This window comes from Pantoea hericii (assembly GCF_014155795.1).
Classification (GTDB): domain Bacteria; phylum Pseudomonadota; class Gammaproteobacteria; order Enterobacterales; family Enterobacteriaceae; genus Pantoea; species Pantoea eucalypti.
The window spans coordinates 226650-244233 of sequence record NZ_SCKV01000005.1 but is presented as its reverse complement, the minus strand read 5'-3'; the positions used below and the strand labels follow the sequence as shown (position 1 = coordinate 244233).

16 protein-coding genes are annotated in these 17584 nt (G+C 56.7%); 8 read left to right on the top strand and 8 right to left on the bottom strand.

The window, feature by feature from the left end:
- The first annotated feature begins 36 nt into the window (after positions 1-36).
- Complete coding sequence (locus H7K52_RS13005) at positions 37-1440, top strand: aminotransferase-like domain-containing protein (RefSeq protein WP_105099908.1); 1404 nt, start codon at positions 37-39, stop codon at positions 1438-1440.
- Here H7K52_RS13005 and H7K52_RS13000 read toward each other — a convergent pair.
- A complete protein-coding gene (locus H7K52_RS13000) occupies positions 1437-1919 on the bottom strand; it encodes a YlaC family protein (RefSeq protein WP_003848494.1) in 483 nt (160 codons plus the stop codon). The genes H7K52_RS13005 and H7K52_RS13000 overlap by 4 nt on opposite strands.
- Positions 1920-2228: 309 nt before the next feature.
- Between H7K52_RS13000 and H7K52_RS12995 the strand changes: the two genes are divergently transcribed.
- Both H7K52_RS12995 and H7K52_RS12990 read left to right on the top strand, forming a co-directional pair.
- Positions 2229-2840: a cupin domain-containing protein gene (locus tag H7K52_RS12995; RefSeq protein WP_003848496.1), complete on the top strand. Its 612-nt coding sequence runs from the start codon at positions 2229-2231 to the stop codon at positions 2838-2840.
- Between the two features lie 272 nt (positions 2841-3112).
- A complete protein-coding gene (locus H7K52_RS12990) occupies positions 3113-5962 on the top strand; it encodes a bifunctional diguanylate cyclase/phosphodiesterase (RefSeq protein ID WP_078804974.1) in 2850 nt (949 codons plus the stop codon).
- Positions 5963-6003: 41 nt separating this feature from the next.
- Here the strand turns inward: H7K52_RS12990 and H7K52_RS12985 are convergent, their stop codons facing one another.
- On the bottom strand, positions 6004-7068 hold the full coding sequence (locus tag H7K52_RS12985) for a LacI family DNA-binding transcriptional regulator (RefSeq protein ID WP_003848500.1): 1065 nt from the start codon (positions 7066-7068) through the stop codon (positions 6004-6006).
- Positions 7069-7291: 223 nt separating this feature from the next.
- On the opposite strand from H7K52_RS12985, the gene H7K52_RS12980 reads away from it, so the two are divergent.
- Together H7K52_RS12980 and H7K52_RS12975 are read left to right on the top strand one after the other, a co-directional pair.
- Complete coding sequence (locus H7K52_RS12980; protein WP_003848505.1) at positions 7292-8602, top strand: MFS transporter; 1311 nt, start codon at positions 7292-7294, stop codon at positions 8600-8602.
- A gap of 10 nt (positions 8603-8612) precedes the next feature.
- Positions 8613-10976, top strand: a complete 2364-nt coding sequence (locus H7K52_RS12975; RefSeq protein WP_078804973.1) for a glycoside hydrolase family 31 protein — start codon at positions 8613-8615, stop codon at positions 10974-10976.
- Positions 10977-11036: 60 nt separating this feature from the next.
- Here the strand turns inward: H7K52_RS12975 and ftnA are convergent, their stop codons facing one another.
- Positions 11037-11543: a non-heme ferritin gene (ftnA, locus tag H7K52_RS12970; RefSeq protein ID WP_003848509.1), complete on the bottom strand. Its 507-nt coding sequence runs from the start codon at positions 11541-11543 to the stop codon at positions 11037-11039.
- A 488-nt stretch (positions 11544-12031) separates the two neighbouring features.
- On the opposite strand from ftnA, the gene H7K52_RS12965 reads away from it, so the two are divergent.
- Genes H7K52_RS12965 through H7K52_RS12955 form a run of 3 tightly spaced genes read left to right on the top strand, consistent with a single transcriptional unit; the run spans position 12032 to position 14271 of the window.
- The gene (locus H7K52_RS12965; RefSeq protein WP_078804972.1) at positions 12032-12700 is read left to right on the top strand and encodes a nucleoside recognition domain-containing protein; all 669 of its coding nucleotides are present in this window, start codon (positions 12032-12034) and stop codon (positions 12698-12700) included.
- On the top strand, positions 12690-13163 hold the full coding sequence (locus H7K52_RS12960; protein WP_003848518.1) for a YjiG family protein: 474 nt from the start codon (positions 12690-12692) through the stop codon (positions 13161-13163). Before H7K52_RS12965 ends, H7K52_RS12960 begins: the two co-directional genes overlap by 11 nt.
- A 4-nt stretch (positions 13164-13167) precedes the next feature.
- Positions 13168-14271: a M20 peptidase aminoacylase family protein gene (locus tag H7K52_RS12955; protein ID WP_182630110.1), complete on the top strand. Its 1104-nt coding sequence runs from the start codon at positions 13168-13170 to the stop codon at positions 14269-14271.
- Positions 14272-14315: 44 nt separating this feature from the next.
- Here H7K52_RS12955 and H7K52_RS12950 read toward each other — a convergent pair whose 3' ends face one another.
- From H7K52_RS12950 to H7K52_RS12930, 5 genes are read right to left on the bottom strand one after another with little or no spacing between them, the layout of a single operon-like run.
- Positions 14316-14987: a DUF1989 domain-containing protein gene (locus tag H7K52_RS12950; protein ID WP_008925714.1), complete on the bottom strand. Its 672-nt coding sequence runs from the start codon at positions 14985-14987 to the stop codon at positions 14316-14318.
- Between the two features lie 13 nt (positions 14988-15000).
- Positions 15001-15666, bottom strand: coding sequence for an amino acid ABC transporter permease (locus tag H7K52_RS12945; protein ID WP_033743155.1), 666 nt, complete (start codon positions 15664-15666; stop codon positions 15001-15003).
- Entirely contained in the window at positions 15666-16316 is a 651-nt protein-coding gene (locus H7K52_RS12940; protein ID WP_003848526.1) for an amino acid ABC transporter permease, read from the bottom strand. Before H7K52_RS12940 ends, H7K52_RS12945 begins: the two co-directional genes overlap by 1 nt.
- A gap of 6 nt (positions 16317-16322) precedes the next feature.
- Positions 16323-16970 carry an urea carboxylase-associated family protein gene (locus H7K52_RS12935; RefSeq protein WP_008925712.1) on the bottom strand — a complete coding sequence of 216 codons (648 nt, stop codon included), beginning with the start codon at positions 16968-16970 and terminating at the stop codon, positions 16323-16325.
- Positions 16954-17583, bottom strand: coding sequence for a DUF1989 domain-containing protein (locus H7K52_RS12930; RefSeq protein WP_110411013.1), 630 nt, complete (start codon positions 17581-17583; stop codon positions 16954-16956). The genes H7K52_RS12935 and H7K52_RS12930 overlap by 17 nt, the downstream gene beginning before the upstream one ends.
- Between the last annotated feature and the right edge of the window lies 1 nt (position 17584).

Here is a 17584-nt window from a genome sequence, read left to right as displayed (position 1 = left end):
CCAGATTATTCACGGTAAAACAGGGAGAGGCGACCCGTGGCGAAATACCAGCGATTGATGGATGAGATTCAGCAGCAAATAGAGGCCGGCATCTGGCTGCCAGGCACCCGTTTACCTTCGTTGCGTCAGCAGGTTGCGCAGCAGGGTGTCAGCCTGATGACCGTGTTGCATGCCTATGAGTTGCTGGAAAGCCAGGGCTGGATCGTTTCTCGTCCTCAGTCAGGTTACTACGTGGCACCGCGTGCCCTGGCGCCCGCACCGCTGAGCGTGGCGATCAGCGAACAGGTTGATATCAACGACTTTGTGTTTGATGTATTGCAGGCCACGCGCGATCCCGCCATCGTGCCGTTTGGTTCTGCTTTCCCTGATCCCGCTCTGTTTCCGCAGCGCCAGCTCATGCGCTCGCTGGCAAACGTCTCTCATCATCTCACCCCAACGGATGCGCTGCACAATCTGCCGCCTGGCAACGCCACGCTGCGACAGCTGCTGGCCCAGCGCTATGCGCGCCAGGGCATTACGCTGTCGCCGGATGAAATTGTCATCACCAGCGGGGCACTGGAGGCACTCAATCTCAGCCTGCAGTCCCTGACCGAGCCGGGCGATTACGTGATAATTGAGCATCCGGGTTTTTATGGTGCGCTGCAGGCGATTGAACGGCTCAAACTCAAGGCGCTGGCAATTCCGGTCGATGCAAAGCAGGGCATCGACCTTGCCCAGTTGGAGGAGGCCCTGCAGCGCTGGCCGGTGAAAGCCTGCTGGCTGATGACGACGCTACAAAATCCGCTGAGCGTGACCTTAACCCCGGAGCGTAAACAAGAGCTGGTCGAACTACTGGCGCGTTATCAGGTGCCGATGATTGAAGATGATGTCTATGCCGAACTCTGGGCGGGTGATGTTGCGCCGCTGCCGGCTAAAGCCTGGGATCGTCAGGGGAACGTGCTGCATTGCGGCTCGTTTTCAAAGTCGCTGGTGGCAGGATTTCGCGTTGGCTGGGTTGCGGCAGGGCAACATGCGCAGCGCATTCAGCGGCTTCAGCTGATGAGCACGCTTTCTACCAGCGCGCCAATGCAGCTGGCGCTGGCCGATTTCCTCGCTACGCGGCGTTACGACACCCATCTTAAGCGGCTGCGACAGATTCTGGCGAAACGACAGCAAATGGTGCGCCAGGCATTACTGAAAGTACTGCCACCGCAGTCAACGGTCAGTGAAGGGCGCGGGGGCTATTTTCTTTGGGTGACACTGCCGGACCATATTAATACGACCCGGCTCTATCAGCAGGCGCTGGCGAAGGGGATCAGCATTGCACCGGGGCAGTTATTTTCGGCAGGAGAGCAGTTCAGCCACTGTTTTCGGCTGAATACCGCCTGGCCGTGGGATAGCCGGGCCGAGGCGGCAATAGAAACGCTGGGTCAGTTGATGGCGAAGCCGCTGGCAGATTAAACCTGCGCCGCTTCCTGGTGACCCCAGGTCAGGTAGTAGACATCATAGAAGTCCACTTCCCCTTTTTGCGTCAGCAGACGCTGGATGCCTGTCTTCACCCGTTCCGGTGCTTCAGGCAGCGACAGAATGCGAGAGATAGCCTGCTCGCGCACGGGCTGAATGTAATACCACTCGCCGTTGTAGCAGACGCGCAGATCGAGTGCATCAATATCTTCAAAGCGATATTTCGGATTGATATCCAGCAGCATCAGAACACTCATGACCAGCACAAATGCGGTGGCAAACCAGAAGGCGGGCCAGCCGAGCATCTCGGTAGAGAAAATCAGCGCCACGCACAGGCCGTAGCAGAGATACATGACTGCCCAGAGGCCGGGGTGTTTTTTCAGAAACGAGAGGCTAAAGCGCGGCAAATTGTCGCGACGTTCTTCGCGATTAAGCGTAGCGATCTCGTCAATCAGGATTTGTTTAATAGCGTCCATTTGTTACCTCACTGTCATCTGTTAGCTATTACAACAGATAACAGTCAAGCATATCAGAAACAGATTCGTGCATTTTTTATATAACAGTTGATAAAACAGTTGTTGGCCATCCTCCCACCTGACATTTTGCAACACTTTGCCGCAGTAAAAACCGCTACCCTCTGCCACCCATGCACACTCTTGCCCTATTGTTAACGATACATTTGGCTTTAGGCAGCAATATCAGTCAATTATCCAAAATGTGTTGTCTGGCGCACATTGCATTGTGCCGCGGGTTTGCCACACTTAATAAAAAACCGGAGAACCTGTATGTGTGCCTCATCCTCCAGCCTGATGTTAATGATGTCCTTTGCCGCAGGCACTTTCTCGGCCGGGGCTTCTGATAATCCTCAGCATCTTATGCTTGGCATCCCGTCGGGTGGCGTCCCGAATAACCCGTTACCTCTGATTATCTGGCCGCGCGTGGTGCCGGAAGATGAGGAAATCGCGACGTGGTTTGAGAAAACGTTTGAAGAGAACGGCTGGCCACCCGCCTGGCGCTATCCGATTTTTCCCTACACCCACTTTCATCCCAACACCCATGAATTGCTGGGCGTGGCGGAGGGCTGGGCAGAAGTACTGTTTGGCGGCGACAGTGGCCGGATGGTGACGCTGCGCGCCGGTGATGCGGTGCTGATTCCGGCAGGCGTCGGCCATCGTCAGGTCAGCGCCAGCGACGACTTCATGGTGATTGGTGCCTATCCGCACGGCATGTCGCCGGAGACGCTGCGTGATGAACCGGCTAAGCTGAAAATGGCCCAGGAACAGGTAAAAAAAGTGCCACTGCCGACGCAGGACCCTTTCACCGGTAAAGAGGGCGCATTGACGGAGATCTGGCAGCCGATTGCCGCCATGCATTTACAGCAACAGATGGACCTGTAGAGACCTGCGTCCGTCGTGAAATGGTTAAGCGCGAGCACGGCTCGCGCTTTGCTTTTCTGGCCTGAAATCTCTTTTAAACGTTAATGCCATGGGCCTAATCCTGTTGTCATTCCATTGAATATTTGTCCGCCGCTGCCGATATATCACCTGCTAATATTAGTTATTCTTCTTAATGCGCTTGTGTTTGCAGACCTTTTCCGCTTTAGTCTCGGCCAGTTTATTAAGAACATTCCTAAGCCACTACCCGGCTATCGAGCAGCAGGCAAATAACAATGGATAATAACTCTGATGTCATCTATCGCATGCTGGTACAAAGCGTGATCGATTATGCGATCACCATGCTTAAACCGGACGGAACCGTCGCCAGCTGGAACGGCGGAGGCCTGCACGTCCTGGGTTACAGGCCAGACGAAATTATTGGTCAGCACGCCACCCTGTTTTACAACGAAGAGGATCGTCGTCGCGGTCAGCTGCAGCGTGAACTCGATATTGCGGCGAACGCCGGACGGTTTGAAACCGAAGGCTGGCGCTGTCGTAAAGATGGCAGCACCTTCTGGGCGCATGTGGTGATCTATCCGATCCGCAATGAAGTGGCCCGGCTGGTCGGATTCGCCGCTATCTGCCGTGACTGTACCCGGCAGCAGGAGCAGCAACACAAAGAGCGGGAGCAGGAGTCGCGCTTCCGTCTGCTGGTGGAAGGCGTCACCGATTACGCCATCTACATGCTCGATCATGACGGCAACGTGGTGAACTGGAACGCGGGTGCACAGCGGGCCAAAGGCTATGTGGCAGAAGAGATCGTCGGTCAGCATTTCTCCCGCTTTTACAGCGCGCAGGATCGGCTGAACCATGTCCCGGAGCAGAACCTGCAAACCGCGTATCGCACCGGCCGTTTTGAAGATGAGGGCTGGCGTTATCGCAAAGATGGCAGCGCCTTCTGGGCGCATGTCGTGATCGACACGATCCGCGGCGATCAGGGCCAATTGTTGGGCTACGCCAAAATCACCCGTGACTGCACCGAACAGCAGCGCATTCGCAGTGAGCAGCGGGAGCAGGAGCAGCGTTTCCGTCTGCTGGTAGAGGGCGTCACTGATTACGCCATCTATATGCTCGACGTCGACGGCGTGGTGGTGAACTGGAATGCCGGTGCCGAGCGCGCCAAAGGATATAAGGCAGAAGAAGTGGTCGGTCAGCACTTCTCACTGTTCTACAGTTCCCATGAGCGGCTGAACCGGACGCCGGAAGCTAACCTCGGTATCGCGCTCAAAACTGGCCGCTTTGAAGATGAGGGCTGGCGTTACCGCAAAGATGGCAGCGCTTTCTGGGCGCATGTGGTGATCGACGCCATCCACGATGATGACGGTAAGCTGGTCGGTTTCGCCAAAATCACGCGTGATCGCACCGAACGCCGTGAGCAGGAGCAGCAGATTCTGCGCGCCCGCGATCTGGCTGAAGCTCAGAGCACTCAGAAAACCGCGCTGTCCAAATTTCTCGATAACATCATCGCGAACATTCCCTCCTGCGTGATTGTGGAAGATGCGATCACACGTGAAATTCTGCTGGTTAACGACCGCACTCAGCAGCTGTTCGGCCTGTCGAAATCACTGATCGTCAACAAGCGCCCGCACGAATGCATGTCCCCTGAACTCAGTGACTACTTCAATAATCTGGCCGATGTTGCGCTGCGCAGTGAGGGCATGCATGAGCGTGAGCAACTGCTGATGACCGCCAGCGGCGAGCGTATCCTGCATACCCGCGCGACCGCGATTAATGGTCAGGATGCACGTCGTAACTACTTAATGCTGCTAGTGGAAGATGTCACCGACCAGCGCGCAGCCGATGCCCGAATTCACCATATGGCGCATCATGACAACCTGACCAGCCTGCCTAACCGCATTTTGTTCCGCCAGCGTCTGAGCGAAGCCTTACGCACCGCTGGACAGATGCAACGCCAGACTGCTGCGCTCTGCCTTGACCTTGATAACTTTAAAAATGTGAACGATGCGCTGGGTCACCAGATTGGCGATGAGCTGTTGCGCAGCGTGGCTAAGCGTCTGCGCAACGCGCTGCGTGATCAGGATACGCTGGCGCGTATTGGTGGCGATGAGTTCGCCATCGTGCTGCCTCACGTCGCCGGTAATGATGAGGCGAGCGCAGTAGCTCAGCGCCTGATCGAGGCGATTCGTCCACCGGTTAACATTGAAGGCCATAATCTGTCGGTGGGGCTGAGCGTGGGCATTGCGCTTAGCACCACCATCACTAATACGCCGGAGCAGCTGCTGCGCTGTGCTGACATGGCGCTGTATGAAGCCAAGCGCAATGGCCGCAATCGTTATGAACACTTTACGCTGGAGATGGATGATGTGGCGCGCAGTCGGCGCCTGATTGAAAACGATCTGCGTGATGCGATCAGCGGCGGACACCTTCGGCTCTACTATCAGCCCATCACCAACGGCGATCATCACACCATTATTGGCTACGAGGCGCTGATGCGCTGGCATCATCCGATTCGTGGCTTGATCATGCCTAATGACTTCATCCCGATTGCGGAAGAGACCGGCCTGATTCATATGCTGGGGGCGTTTGCACTCTATGAAGCCTGTCGTGAAGCGGCGAGCTGGGAAGGGGAGCAGTCGGTTTCGGTCAACCTCTCTCCGCTGCAGTTTAAAAACAGCTCGCTGGTGCCGGTGGTGGAAGGTGCGCTGAAGGAGTCGGGTCTTGATCCGGCGCGGCTGGAAGTCGAGATTACCGAATCGGTGCTGCTGGATGACTCACTGGGAAACATCCGGACGCTGCAAAATCTCAAAGCGCTGGGCGTACAGATTGCACTGGATGATTTCGGCACCGGCTATTCGTCGCTGAGCTATCTGCGCTCTTTCCCGTTCGACAAAATTAAAATCGACAAATCGTTTATCAACGATATGGGCGACAGCCGCGAGGCGCTGGCGATTATCCGCGCCATCACCGGCATGAGCCGCAGTCTGGATATCCAGATCACCGCCGAAGGGGTAGAGAGCGATGAGCAGTTTGCTAAGCTGCGCGACGAAGGCTGTACGCTGTTCCAGGGCTTCCTGTTTGGACGGCCTCAGCCATCGGAACTGCGGCTGAAAACGCTGGGTTAACCCGCGCGGAATGAGTCGACGCTGGGATAATCAATGCTGGATCAATCATAAAGGCCATGCTGCTGGACCGGCGCATGGCTGAGATTATCGCGGATGCGTCGCACCGACTCACGCACCACCAGCCTGCCATTCAGTAGCAGACTGCCGGTCGGCGTTCCGGGATTCAGCCGCATCTCCTGCAGCATTCTCACTGCCGCCGCACCCAGCTCATCACGCGGCACCTGCACCGAGGTCAGCGGAATATCGTGGATAGCGGCCAGGTTAAACCCATCCATGCTCATCACCGAAATATCCTGCGGTACCCGTAAACCAGCCTGCTCCAGGGCCGTGACGGCACCTGCTGCAATGTAATCGCCGCTGGCGAGAATCGCCGTAGGGCGCAGCGCATCAGGGCAATGGCGCAGATATTCACCCAGCCGTTCCGCTGCCTCATTGCTGCTGAAACTGTTGAGGGTCAGCAGATGCTGACGACTGTCAAAGCGCAGGTTCATGGCGTGCCAGGCGTCCCGGACGCCCTGAAGTCGCTGCTCCATGGTGTAGCGGCGCAGGCAGTGCAGCGAGAGAATTTGCCGGTGTCCCTGCTCAAACAGATAACGCGCTGAAAACTCTCCGATCAGCTGATGATGCGGCGAGACCGAGGGCAGGCGCATACGACGATCTCGGGCGTTAATCAGCACGCAGGGTTTGTTCATCTCTGCCGCCAGCTGATGAATATGCTCATCATCAATGCCAATCAGCAGCGCCGCTTCGGTCTGCTGCATCTTATCGATAAACAATGCCGCATCACTTTCCACCTCTTCCAGGGGGCAGTAGCGCAGCCGCACTTCATGCGGCTCCACCGCCTGACTGATCCCCTGAATGACCTTGTAATAAAAAATATCACTGCGTACATCGAAGGCGCGGGGCGGGGCAAAGACCATCAGGTTATTCAGCAGCAGGCGACCGCTATGCAGATTGGTCAGCACGCCCTGCTGCTGCGCCACGGCCAGCACTTTATCGCGGGTGGCGGGCCGGGTATTGGCTTTACCCGCCAGTACGCGCGACACCGTGCTGATCGAGACGCCGCTCAGTGCCGCAATTTCACCCACTTTCAGCCTTTGTTTCATTCTGTGATCGCCTTCAAATCTGCTAATGAAAAATTTTTCATAGTCTGCTGAATCGCGTCAGATAAGCGTTTCAGTGCCCATTTCTGTCGGGTTAAAGCCTGCCATGAAAATCGTTGCAAAAAAGTGGCTGTACCCACGTTTCGCACTTTTCTAAGTTCGTGAAAAGGACACGCGGTACGCCAGCTGGCGGTGTGCGTCATCAATGGTAATCAGGAGTGGCACAATGAGCCTCGAATCAACAACGAAACCCATCAGTGCGTCACGCACGGTGCGCGTGATTAAAAATTTACGCTGGTGGATGCTGGGAATGTTCCTGCTGGGTGTGACCGTCAACTACATCACCCGCAACTCGCTCGGCATTCTGGCACCGGAACTGAAAAACAGTCTGCATATGAGTACCGAGCAGTACTCCTGGGTGGTCGCTGCGTTTCAGCTGGCTTACACCCTGTTTCAGCCTGTTTGCGGCTGGCTGATCGATGTGATCGGACTGAAGATGGGGTTCCTGATTTGTGCGCTTATCTGGTCGGTGACCTGTCTGCTGCACGCCGGTGCGGGAAGCTGGCTGCATCTGGCGCTGCTGCGTTTCGTCATGGGTGCGTCGGAAGCGGCGGCCACACCGGCTAATGCCAAAGCGATTGGTGACTGGTTTCCCAAAAAGGAGCGTCCGGTTGCGGCGGGCTGGGCGGGCGTCGGCTTTTCGATTGGTGCCATGCTGGCTCCCCCGATTATCTATGTCGCCCATATTACTTTTGGCTGGCAGGGCGCATTTCTGCTGACCGGCGGCCTGGGCCTGCTGTGGGTGGGACTCTGGTGGTGGGGCTATCACTCGCCGGAGAGCCATCCTCGTCTTTCAGATGAGGAACGTGCCTTCATTAATCAGGATAATGAAGCCATCGGTGAAAAACTGCCGTTCTTCACCGCGCTGAAAGTGATTGGTAAAGAGAAGAAATTCTACGGCATTGCGATTCCTGCGTTTCTGGCCGAACCGGCCTGGGCGGTGCTGAGCTTCTGGGTGCCACTCTATCTGGCCAATGAGCGCGGCATGGATCTCAAGCAGATCGTGATGTTCGCCTGGCTGCCATTCCTGGCTGCCGACCTCGGCAGCGTCGCCAGCGGTTATCTGACCAAAATCTATGTGCGCTGGTTTGGCATGACCCGCGTCAACTCGATCGTCGCCAGTTCGGTGACCGGCGCCCTGCTGATGGTCTCGCTGGCGCTGATGACGCTGGTGAAAGATCCCTGGCTGGCCATTGCCCTGATTTCCGTTGGTGGCTTTGGCCATCAGGTGATCTCCTGCATGCTGAGTGCGCTGGTGGTCGAGCGTTTCGATCGCCGCCAGATGGCCACTGTCAACGGCATGCGCGGCTCCTGCGCCTGGATCGCCAGCTTTATCTTCTCGCTGATTATCGGTGTCACCGCCGATACCATCGGCTTCAATCCGCTGTTTGTGGCGATGGGCTTTTTTGACCTGATTGGTGCCGTTTTCCTGGTGATGCTGATCGCCGAACGCCGCCAGCGCCCTGCTAACCCATAAGGATATCGCGATGAAAACCCTGAAGAACTGGACGCTGCATCAGCAGGCCGATCACTTTGTTGAGCTCAAGGTCGAACAACGTCATTTCCTGCGGCTTTATGTGCTGGAAGAAAAGCTGATGCGCGTGCTGCTGAAACGCGACGGTGAGCTGGCGCTGAACCGCACCTGGAGTATTGCGCCCGGTCAGGATGTGCCCTGGGAGGGACGTGACCGCGAGGCGCTGGATGGTTTTACGTTACCAACGTTTCAGGTGGAGCACGATGCGCAGCAACTGCGTCTCAGCACGCAACAGCTGCGCGTCACCGTGCATCAGCCGCTCTGCCTGAGCTGGGAGCAGTTTGATGGGGAGAGCTGGCAGCCGCTGACCGCCGATCGCCACACCGGTGCCTATCTGTTGAATGCGCACGGCGACGGTGTCGAGCACTATCAGCGTCGTCAGCCGCAGGATCGGGTGTATGGTCTGGGTGAGAAGAGTGGCGACCTGAACCGCGTTAACCGTCGTTTTGAGATGCGTAATCTCGACGCCATGGGCTACAACGCCGCCAGCACCGACCCGCTCTACAAACATATTCCGTTTACCCTGACGCAGCGCGATGGCGTCAGCTTCGGCCTGTTCTATGACAACCTCAGCAGCAGCTGGCTCGATCTGGGGAATGAGCTGGATAACTACCATCTGCCTTATCGCCGTTACCGCGCCGAGGCAGGTGATCTCGATTACTACATGATGCTCGGCCCGACGCTGCTCGACGTGACCAAAGCTTTTGTGCGTCTCACCGGACGCACGCTGTTTCAGCCGAAGTGGAGCCTGGGTTACAGCGGTTCTACCATGCATTACACCGACGCGCCGGACGCACAGCAGCAGCTGCAATCCTTTATCCGTCTGTGTCGCGAGCATGAGATTCCCTGCGACTCGTTCCAGCTCTCATCCGGTTATACCTCGATTAATAACAAGCGCTACGTCTTCAACTGGAACTACGACAAAGTCCCGAATCCCAATGCGCTGAGCGACGCGTTTCATCGTGCCGGCATGAAGCTGGCGGCCAACATCAAGCCCTGTCTGCTGCAGGATCATCCTCGCTATCAGGAAGTCGCATCACAGGGGCTGTTTATTCGTGACTCTGAGCAGGATCGCCCGGAGCGATCGGTGTTCTGGGATGACGAGGGATCGCACCTTGATTTCACCCATCCGCAGGCGGTGCGCTGGTGGCAGGAGAATGTGACTCAACAGCTGCTGGAAAAGGGCATCGATTCCACCTGGAACGACAACAACGAATATGAGGTGTGGGATGGCGAAGCGCGTTGTCACGGTTTCGGTCAGCCGATTGCTATCAAGCATATCCGTCCGGTAATGCCGCTGCTGATGATGCGCGCCTCGATGGAAGCCCAGCAGCAGTTTGCGCCAGACAAACGCCCTTATCTGATCTCCCGTTCCGGCTGTGCCGGAATGCAACGCTATGTGCAGACCTGGAGCGGCGATAATCGCACCAGCTGGCAGACTTTGCGCTACAACATCCGCATGGGGCTGGGCATGAGCCTGTCCGGGCTGTTTAACGTCGGACACGATGTCGGCGGCTTCTCTGGCGATAAGCCTGATGCCGAGCTGTTTGTGCGCTGGGTTCAGAATGGCGTGATGCATCCGCGTTTTACCATCCATTCATGGAATGACGATCACACGGTGAACGAGCCGTGGATGTATCCGGAAGTGACACCGATGATCCGCGAGGCGATCCGCCTGCGCTATCGGCTGATGCCTTACCTTTACAATCTGGCGTGGCAGGCGAGCGAAGAAGATGAGCCAATGCTGCGTCCGACCTTCCTCGATCATGAACAGGACCCGCAGACTTATCAGGAGTGTGATGACTTTATGCTGGGTCGCGATCTGCTGGTTGCCAGCGTCGTAGAGCAGGGCGCGCGCAGCCGCGATGTCTATTTGCCGCGTAACCGTGGGGGCTGGTATGACTGGCACAGCGGTAAAGTGTTTGCGGGCGGCGAAACCATCACGCTGGATGCACCGCTGGATCGGCTGCCATTGCTGGTGCGGGCTGGTGCGATCATCCCACTGGGCGAATGTGAAACCACGACGGATGCCCGCCGCGACACGGTACGGCAGTGGCAACTGTGGCCAGCACCAGAAGGCATAACGACTCAGGGCGAAATGTTTGATGATGATGGCGAGAGCCATGGCTGGCAGCAGGGCAATGCACTGTGGCTGAGCTGGACATTGTGCAGCAGCGCTAGCCGAATCGACCTGACGGTGGAAAAACGTGGCGATTACCAGCCCGCCTGGCGCGAGATCGCGCTGTTATTGCCTGAAGGCGAACATCGTGAGCTGTGGGTGAATGGCGATAAAGCGGCAAGTTACCGGCTGGAATAGCGGTGCAGTAGTGTCAGCAAGACGGAAATAAGATCGGCCCCGAAAAGGGGCCGATAAATATTATTCTGCGTGATTCTCGGTGCTCATGCGGCCCAGATCTTTATCGACCAGGAACAGACCGTTGCCGCTGTTGCTGACCAGCGCCAGTTTATCCAGCACAGTTTTGAACAGCTTCTCTTCTTCGTGCTGCTCAGCCACATACCACTGCAGGAAATTGAAAGTAGAGTAGTCCTGTGAAGTCATAGCAGCGTGGGCCAGCTCATTGATTTTGCTGGTGATCAGCTGCTCATGCTCCAGCGCCTGCTGCAGAATTTCATTCAGCGAGGTAAAGGCGACGGGTGGTGCGGCAATGGTGCCCAGCACCGGCATGCCGCCAGTATCGCTCAGGTAGTCAAACAGACGCTGCATGTGCTGCATCTCTTCGCGTGAATGCATCTTCAGGAAGGAAGCGGCACCCTCAAAGCCTTTGTCGCTGCACCAGGCGCTCATTTGCAGATAAAGATTGGCAGAGAAAAATTCCAGGTTCAGCTGGTCGTTTAAACGCCCAGTCATTTCAGCAGTCAGCATGGCCGAGTCCTTTTAAGAAGATGTTAAATACAGATGTAAAGTCGGTGAATTATGCATCAAACATGTGCGTAATGTGAAGCCTTTTCGGCAAAATAAGCTATTTTATCTGATTGATTTAAATAGAATTATTTCGGAAATTGAATGCGACCAATTCTCATCCTGCATCATACTTTGCCGGCCAATTAATTCAGGGTAATCAGCACCATGATAGTGCGACCGGGGGTGTTCATGCTGGTGCAGGCGCTGCAGCGACAGGTCAAATAACCGCATTCTGATGACGACCCGAAAATATAACGTTGCGGTATGGCAACGTTATTCCGGAGAAAAGTATATAGCCGGCATGAATAAAACGTCCCATCGCGACAGACGAGACAGTAATAATCATGTTTACAACTGCTCTGGCATAAATCCTGCTTGAAACTCACTTCCCAACGTTGAAATTTGCAATGCCAGGGAATTTGCGGCAAGGCAGTTATCAGGAGAAAGAAATGTCAGACGAGAGTGTGGTTAATCCGGTGAAACTGACGGCGACCAAAGGCAGTTATGTGTCGTTAATTTTTGCCATTCTGTTTTTTTCAGGGCTGTTTTATCACGTCGAGGGCCTTTCATGGTTAGGTGCGTTCGACTTCACCACTCTGGGCGGCAGCTTTGGTACCATGAAAGATCCCGCCAGTAACACCTTTCTGGGCGCAGGCGGACTCAGCGCCAAAGCGGGTTTCCTGTTTGCGCTGTCGCTGACGCCCACGGTGATGCTGGCGCTGGGCGTGCTGGAAATCTTCACCCACTATGGCGCGATTCGCGCAGCGCACCGGTTGCTGACACCTTTGCTTAAACCGCTGATGGGATTACCTGGCCATTGCGGTCTGGCGTTAATCACCGACCTGCAAAGCACTGATGCGGGCGCGGCATTAACCAAAGAGATGGCTGATCAAAAGCAGATCAGCAAAAAAGAGGTGGTCGTCATGAGTGCCTGGCAATATTCCGGTGCCGGGTTAATCAATAATTACTTCGCCATCGGTTCAGCGCTGTTCGCCTCCATGACACTGCCGATTATTATTCCGCTGTTATTAATGTTTGTTCTTAAATTTGTCGGTGCGGCGATAACGCGCGCTGTGTTAAACAGTGTTTATAAAAAGGATTTCGCTGATGGAAAATAAAATCGCAACCAGCAGTAATCCCTTTGATGTGTTTGTAACCGGCGCGCGTAAAGGCTTTCACATCGCCATTCATAATCTCATGCCGAATGTGGTGATGGCGTATGTGCTGGCTGAGGTGCTGAATCTGCTCGGCATCATGCAGTTTCTCGGGCATGTTTTTGCGCCGGTGATGGGGCTGTTTGGTCTGCCGGGTGAGGCGATTACTGTGCTGCTCACCGCGTGGCTCTCATCGTCGGCAGGCACGGGTGTCGCGGTCAGCCTGCTGACCAAAGGGCTGCTGACCGGTGCGGATATTACGATTCTGGCCCCGGCAATTTTCCTGATGGGATCGCAGCTGCAATATATGGGGCGGCTGCTGGGCGTGGCTGATGTGCCCAAAAAATACTGGCCGCTGCTGATGCTGGTGAGCATCATTAACGCGCTGATCGCAATGTCTGTTATGCGTCTGTTTATTCAGGAGTAACGCTGTGTCTGAGGTTTTAGAGCATTACCACTATTTGCATGAAATTCCGGAGCTGGGTTTTCAGGAGGTGAAAACCTCGGCTTATATCGCGGACCAGCTGGAGAAAGCGGGCCTGAAGGTAACGCGTAACATCAATAACACCACCGGTATTGTGGCGGAGATCGACAGCGGTGTTCCGGGTCCGGTGCTGGCACTGCGCGCGGATATGGATGCACTGGGTCACATCATTGATGGCGTGCCGTGCGCGCGTCACACCTGCGGTCACGACGGTCACTCATCGGTCGTGCTGACGGCGGCGACGGCGCTGCTGCAGAAGGGCACGGTGAAACGTGGCCGGCTGAAGATCCTGTTCCAGCCCGCCGAGGAGCTGGGTGCCGGGGCGCTGGCAATGATCGAAGGTGGCGCTCTGGATGATGTGGAGATGATTCTTGGCTTCCACCTGCGTCCGCTGGAGGAGTGTGTCGTCGGCCAGGCGGTGCCTGCGGTACTGTACTCCGCCTGCAGCACGCTCGAAGCCACCATCAAAGGCCAGCCCGCCCATGCGGCGCGTCCGCATCTGGGTGTGAATGCGCTGGATGCGGCCGTACAGGCAGTGCAGGCGGTTAACGCTATCCATCTTTCGCCCGGCCTGACCTGGAGCGTCAAAGCGACTCGCTTCCTGTGCGATGCGGGTGTCACCAACTCGGTGCCGGATGAAGCGCGCGTAGTCTGGGATCTGCGTTCGCAGGAGAACGGGCCGATGACGCTGCTGAAAGAGCAGGTTACGCGTGCCATCACTCACAGCGTGGCGGCACTGGGTGCCACTGCTGAGGTCCGCGTGCTGAAAGAGATGCCCGCCGCCGAGATTGATGATGAGGCGACGGCGGTGATCCGCGCCGCCATCGTCGAGGTGCTGGGCGAAGAGGGCGCACTGTCGACCCGCACCACACCAGGCAGCGAGGACTTTTTCTACTATCCGGTGAAGCGTCCGGGTGTGAAAGCGGGCTTCTGGGGGCTGGGTACCAACCTGACGCCAGGACTGCATCATCCTGATATGCGTTTTGATCTCAGCTCACTGGAAATTGGCGTGCAGATCTTTAAAGCCTGTGTCAGAAAGGTGCTGGGATAGAGATTAACGTTGCCCGTCTCCTTGCGGCGGGCAACGTCATTCTGTCAGGCTGGCACCCACGGTCCGGCCAGTTGGGGTTGCGGAAATCCTCCTGTGAGAATACGCAGTTCCGCATCACGTGGGGTATTGTCGCCCGCCCCCTGAATGCTGACGATATCCTGCGGGCAGGCGGAAAAGGCGACATAGCAATCCATCTCGGCGCGGAGGATGATGTAGTCTCCCGGACGCGTCACAACCGGCAGCGTTTTTAGCGTCATGCCGTCTGACTGCACCTGAATATTCATAAAGATATTAAACGACGCCAGATTGCCGTGCGGCAGCTTTACGCCCAGCGCCGCCATACTCTCAAACAGATTGTCATGGCAGTTTCGGTGCGGTTCGGTACACCCCAGAAGCTCATAACGGCGTGCATCGCATGCTGCCATAAAGGTGTCGTGTACGCCCGGCGAGGTATCTGCAACCAGCGTCAGGATAGGATGGCGCTGGCTGGTGATAAAACTGTCACCAACGTGAGGATTGAGGCGTTGGTTCCAGACGCGTGTCGCCTCCATCGACATATATTCAGTCAGGTCGTTTGCGTTATACGCCCAGCAATCCACGACCTGTGTGCCGTGCAGATTAATGACCTGCACCGCTTCGCCTTTGCGCAGTAAAACGGCTTTACCGTGACGCGCGGGGATAAGCAGCGTATCGCGCTGCGGATATTCAGCTGACATAAGATTCTCCTGACTAATGTGGCAAGGTGCGCCGGTAGCGCGTCATGCGAAATTCAATGCGGCGGGTCAGCCCGTCGAGCAGGCTGTTGAGTGCCCAGTAGCTGAGCGCTACGGTGAGGTAGATCTCCAGCGGAGCATAGGTCTCGGAGATCGCTTCCTTAGCTGCGTACATAAACTCCTGTACTGAGACGATGGAGAGCAGCGCGGAATCCTTGATCAGACCGATGAGCAACCCGACCAGCGGGGAGAGCATCTGTGGCAGCGTCTGCGGAAGTGCCACATCACGCAGTTGCTCCATCCGGCTCAGCCCGAGCACGCGACACGCCTCCCACTGACCGCGCGGCAGCGTCTCAATCGCACTGCGTATAACCTGGGCAACGTAAGGGGCGTAGTAGAGCGTCAGCGCCAGCACGCCTGCCTGCGGCGAGCTGAGGGTGATGTTATAGTCTGGCAACACGAAATAGAGCAGATAGATCACCACCAGCAACGGCAGCGCCTGGGTTAGCGCACTGTATAAACGCAACAACTTTCGCCAGAAATGGGGAGCGCGCAGCATACCGATCGCCATAATGATGCCCCACAATAACGAGCATAATGCAGCGACGGCGCAGAGTTGCAGCGTCACCGCCATCCCCTCGCCCAGTGAGGGCAGTGCTGTAAGAATCGCCTGCCAGTCCATCATAGGCGTTTCCCTCTGAGTTCCAGCCGGCGGGCAATGCGCATCAGCGGCAGCGCGATTAACAGATAGCCCGCCGCGACCAGCAGTAATACCTGGGTTGCCTCATAGGTACGTGCGATCACAATCTGTCCGGCGTAGGTCAGTTCGGTAAGCGCCACCACCGACGCCAGTGGCGTGGTCTTGAGCAGAATAGTAAATTCGCTCACCAGCATCGGCAGGCTCGATCGCACGACCTGCGGGTTGATTACATACCACCAGGTCAGCCACCGGCTCAGTCCCAGTGTGCGTGCCGCTTCGCGCTGACCGCGCGTCACCAGGCTCTGATTCACGCGCAGAATCTCTGCCACGTAAGCGCCACTATTGAATCCAATGGCGATCACCGCCGCCAGCATGGGATGTCCACCAAGACCAAGACGTGGCAGGGTGAAAAAGACCACAAACAGCTGCACGATGGCGGGAGTGCCGCGCATCAGGCTGATATAGAGGCGGCCTGCGCAGCGCCACAACCAGAAGCGGCGCAGCTGAAGAAAACAGCCAAGCTGGCCCATCACAAGGCTAAGCAGCGCCGCCAGCAGCGTGAGTGAGAGCGTCATCAGCAGACCATGTCCCAGTTCGGGCAGAGCGCTGACCACCTGTTCATTAAGCCCCATCACCCACTAATCCTCGTTAAAATCGAAAAGATTTTCCGCAACGGCAAGGCGAAGCGGCGCAGGCTGGTCATTACCCTCAATACCGGTATTGCAGGCAGAAACGACAAACTGCATATCCATGGTGACGCGGCAGGTAATCGCGTCGCCAGCCCGGGTCAGGTTGGGTTCGGGCAGTATCTCTCCCGCCTGCGTTAGTCTGACGTGCATGAAGAGATTGATGGGGTCTGGCAGCTTCGGTGCCCGGATGCCAAGACGCGACAGCTCGCGACTGACTGCCTCCACACACCCCTCATCCTGATACCCCCGCGAGGCCAGGAAGTCGCGCGTTGAGGCGGGCAGCAGCAGGTCATGGCGCTTTACGCTATCTTTGCCCAGCACCATCATCGGGCGGCGGCGATTGTTTACCAGGCGCATGCCGGAGCCGAGCAGATAACTGTTGCTGAATACGCGGGTGTGATGAACAGAGAGCCATACCGCCGGATCCACAAGGCTGAACCCGAACAGCGATGCCACAGCGCCCGGTGCCAGCGCGCTGATGCGCAGCAGCTGGCCCCGCAGAACCTGAATCGAACCCACACTGCCCGCCGCGACGGTGAGCGGGGCGGCAACCGAACGCGGTGCATCTTCTGTAAAACCTTCACGCATAAGCAGCATGGGTGACCTCCGCAGGTTCGCTGTCATGGATCTCAATGGCGATCGGCGTGACCTGCAGGCCATTACCGGGAATGATGTCCTGAGGACAGGATGAGACGGCGCAGATGAGATCGCACAGCGCCTCGAAGACGATCCTGTCACCGGCCTGACTGTGGGGATCGGTAACTTCCATGCGGCCATCGGCCGTCACCGGGCCGTTCTGAAACAGGTTGAAGGGTTCCGGCAATGCGTAATAGGTGATGCCGTGCGCCTTCATCCCTTCCAGCAGGTTATCGACGCAGTTGCGATGGCCTTCCACACCGAAATCGACACTAAAACGGGTGCGATCGCAGGCCGGGACGTTGGCATCGTGAATACCAATGGTGTCGGAGACGATGCGCAGCAGCGGCCGATTTTCGCTGGACCAGAGTGAATCCCCCGGTCTGAAGAAAAGCGAGCGAAGATGCTGGCGGGTATGCACCGGCGAGAGTTTCTCATCATGATTCGCTGCATTCACCGCAACGAAATCGGCAGCCTGCTGGCCCTCGCTGTCGATGATGATAATCAGCTGGCCTTTACGAACCAGAAAAGTGCGGCCGTGCCCGGCGGGTATGGTGAAAGAGAGAGGGCTCATC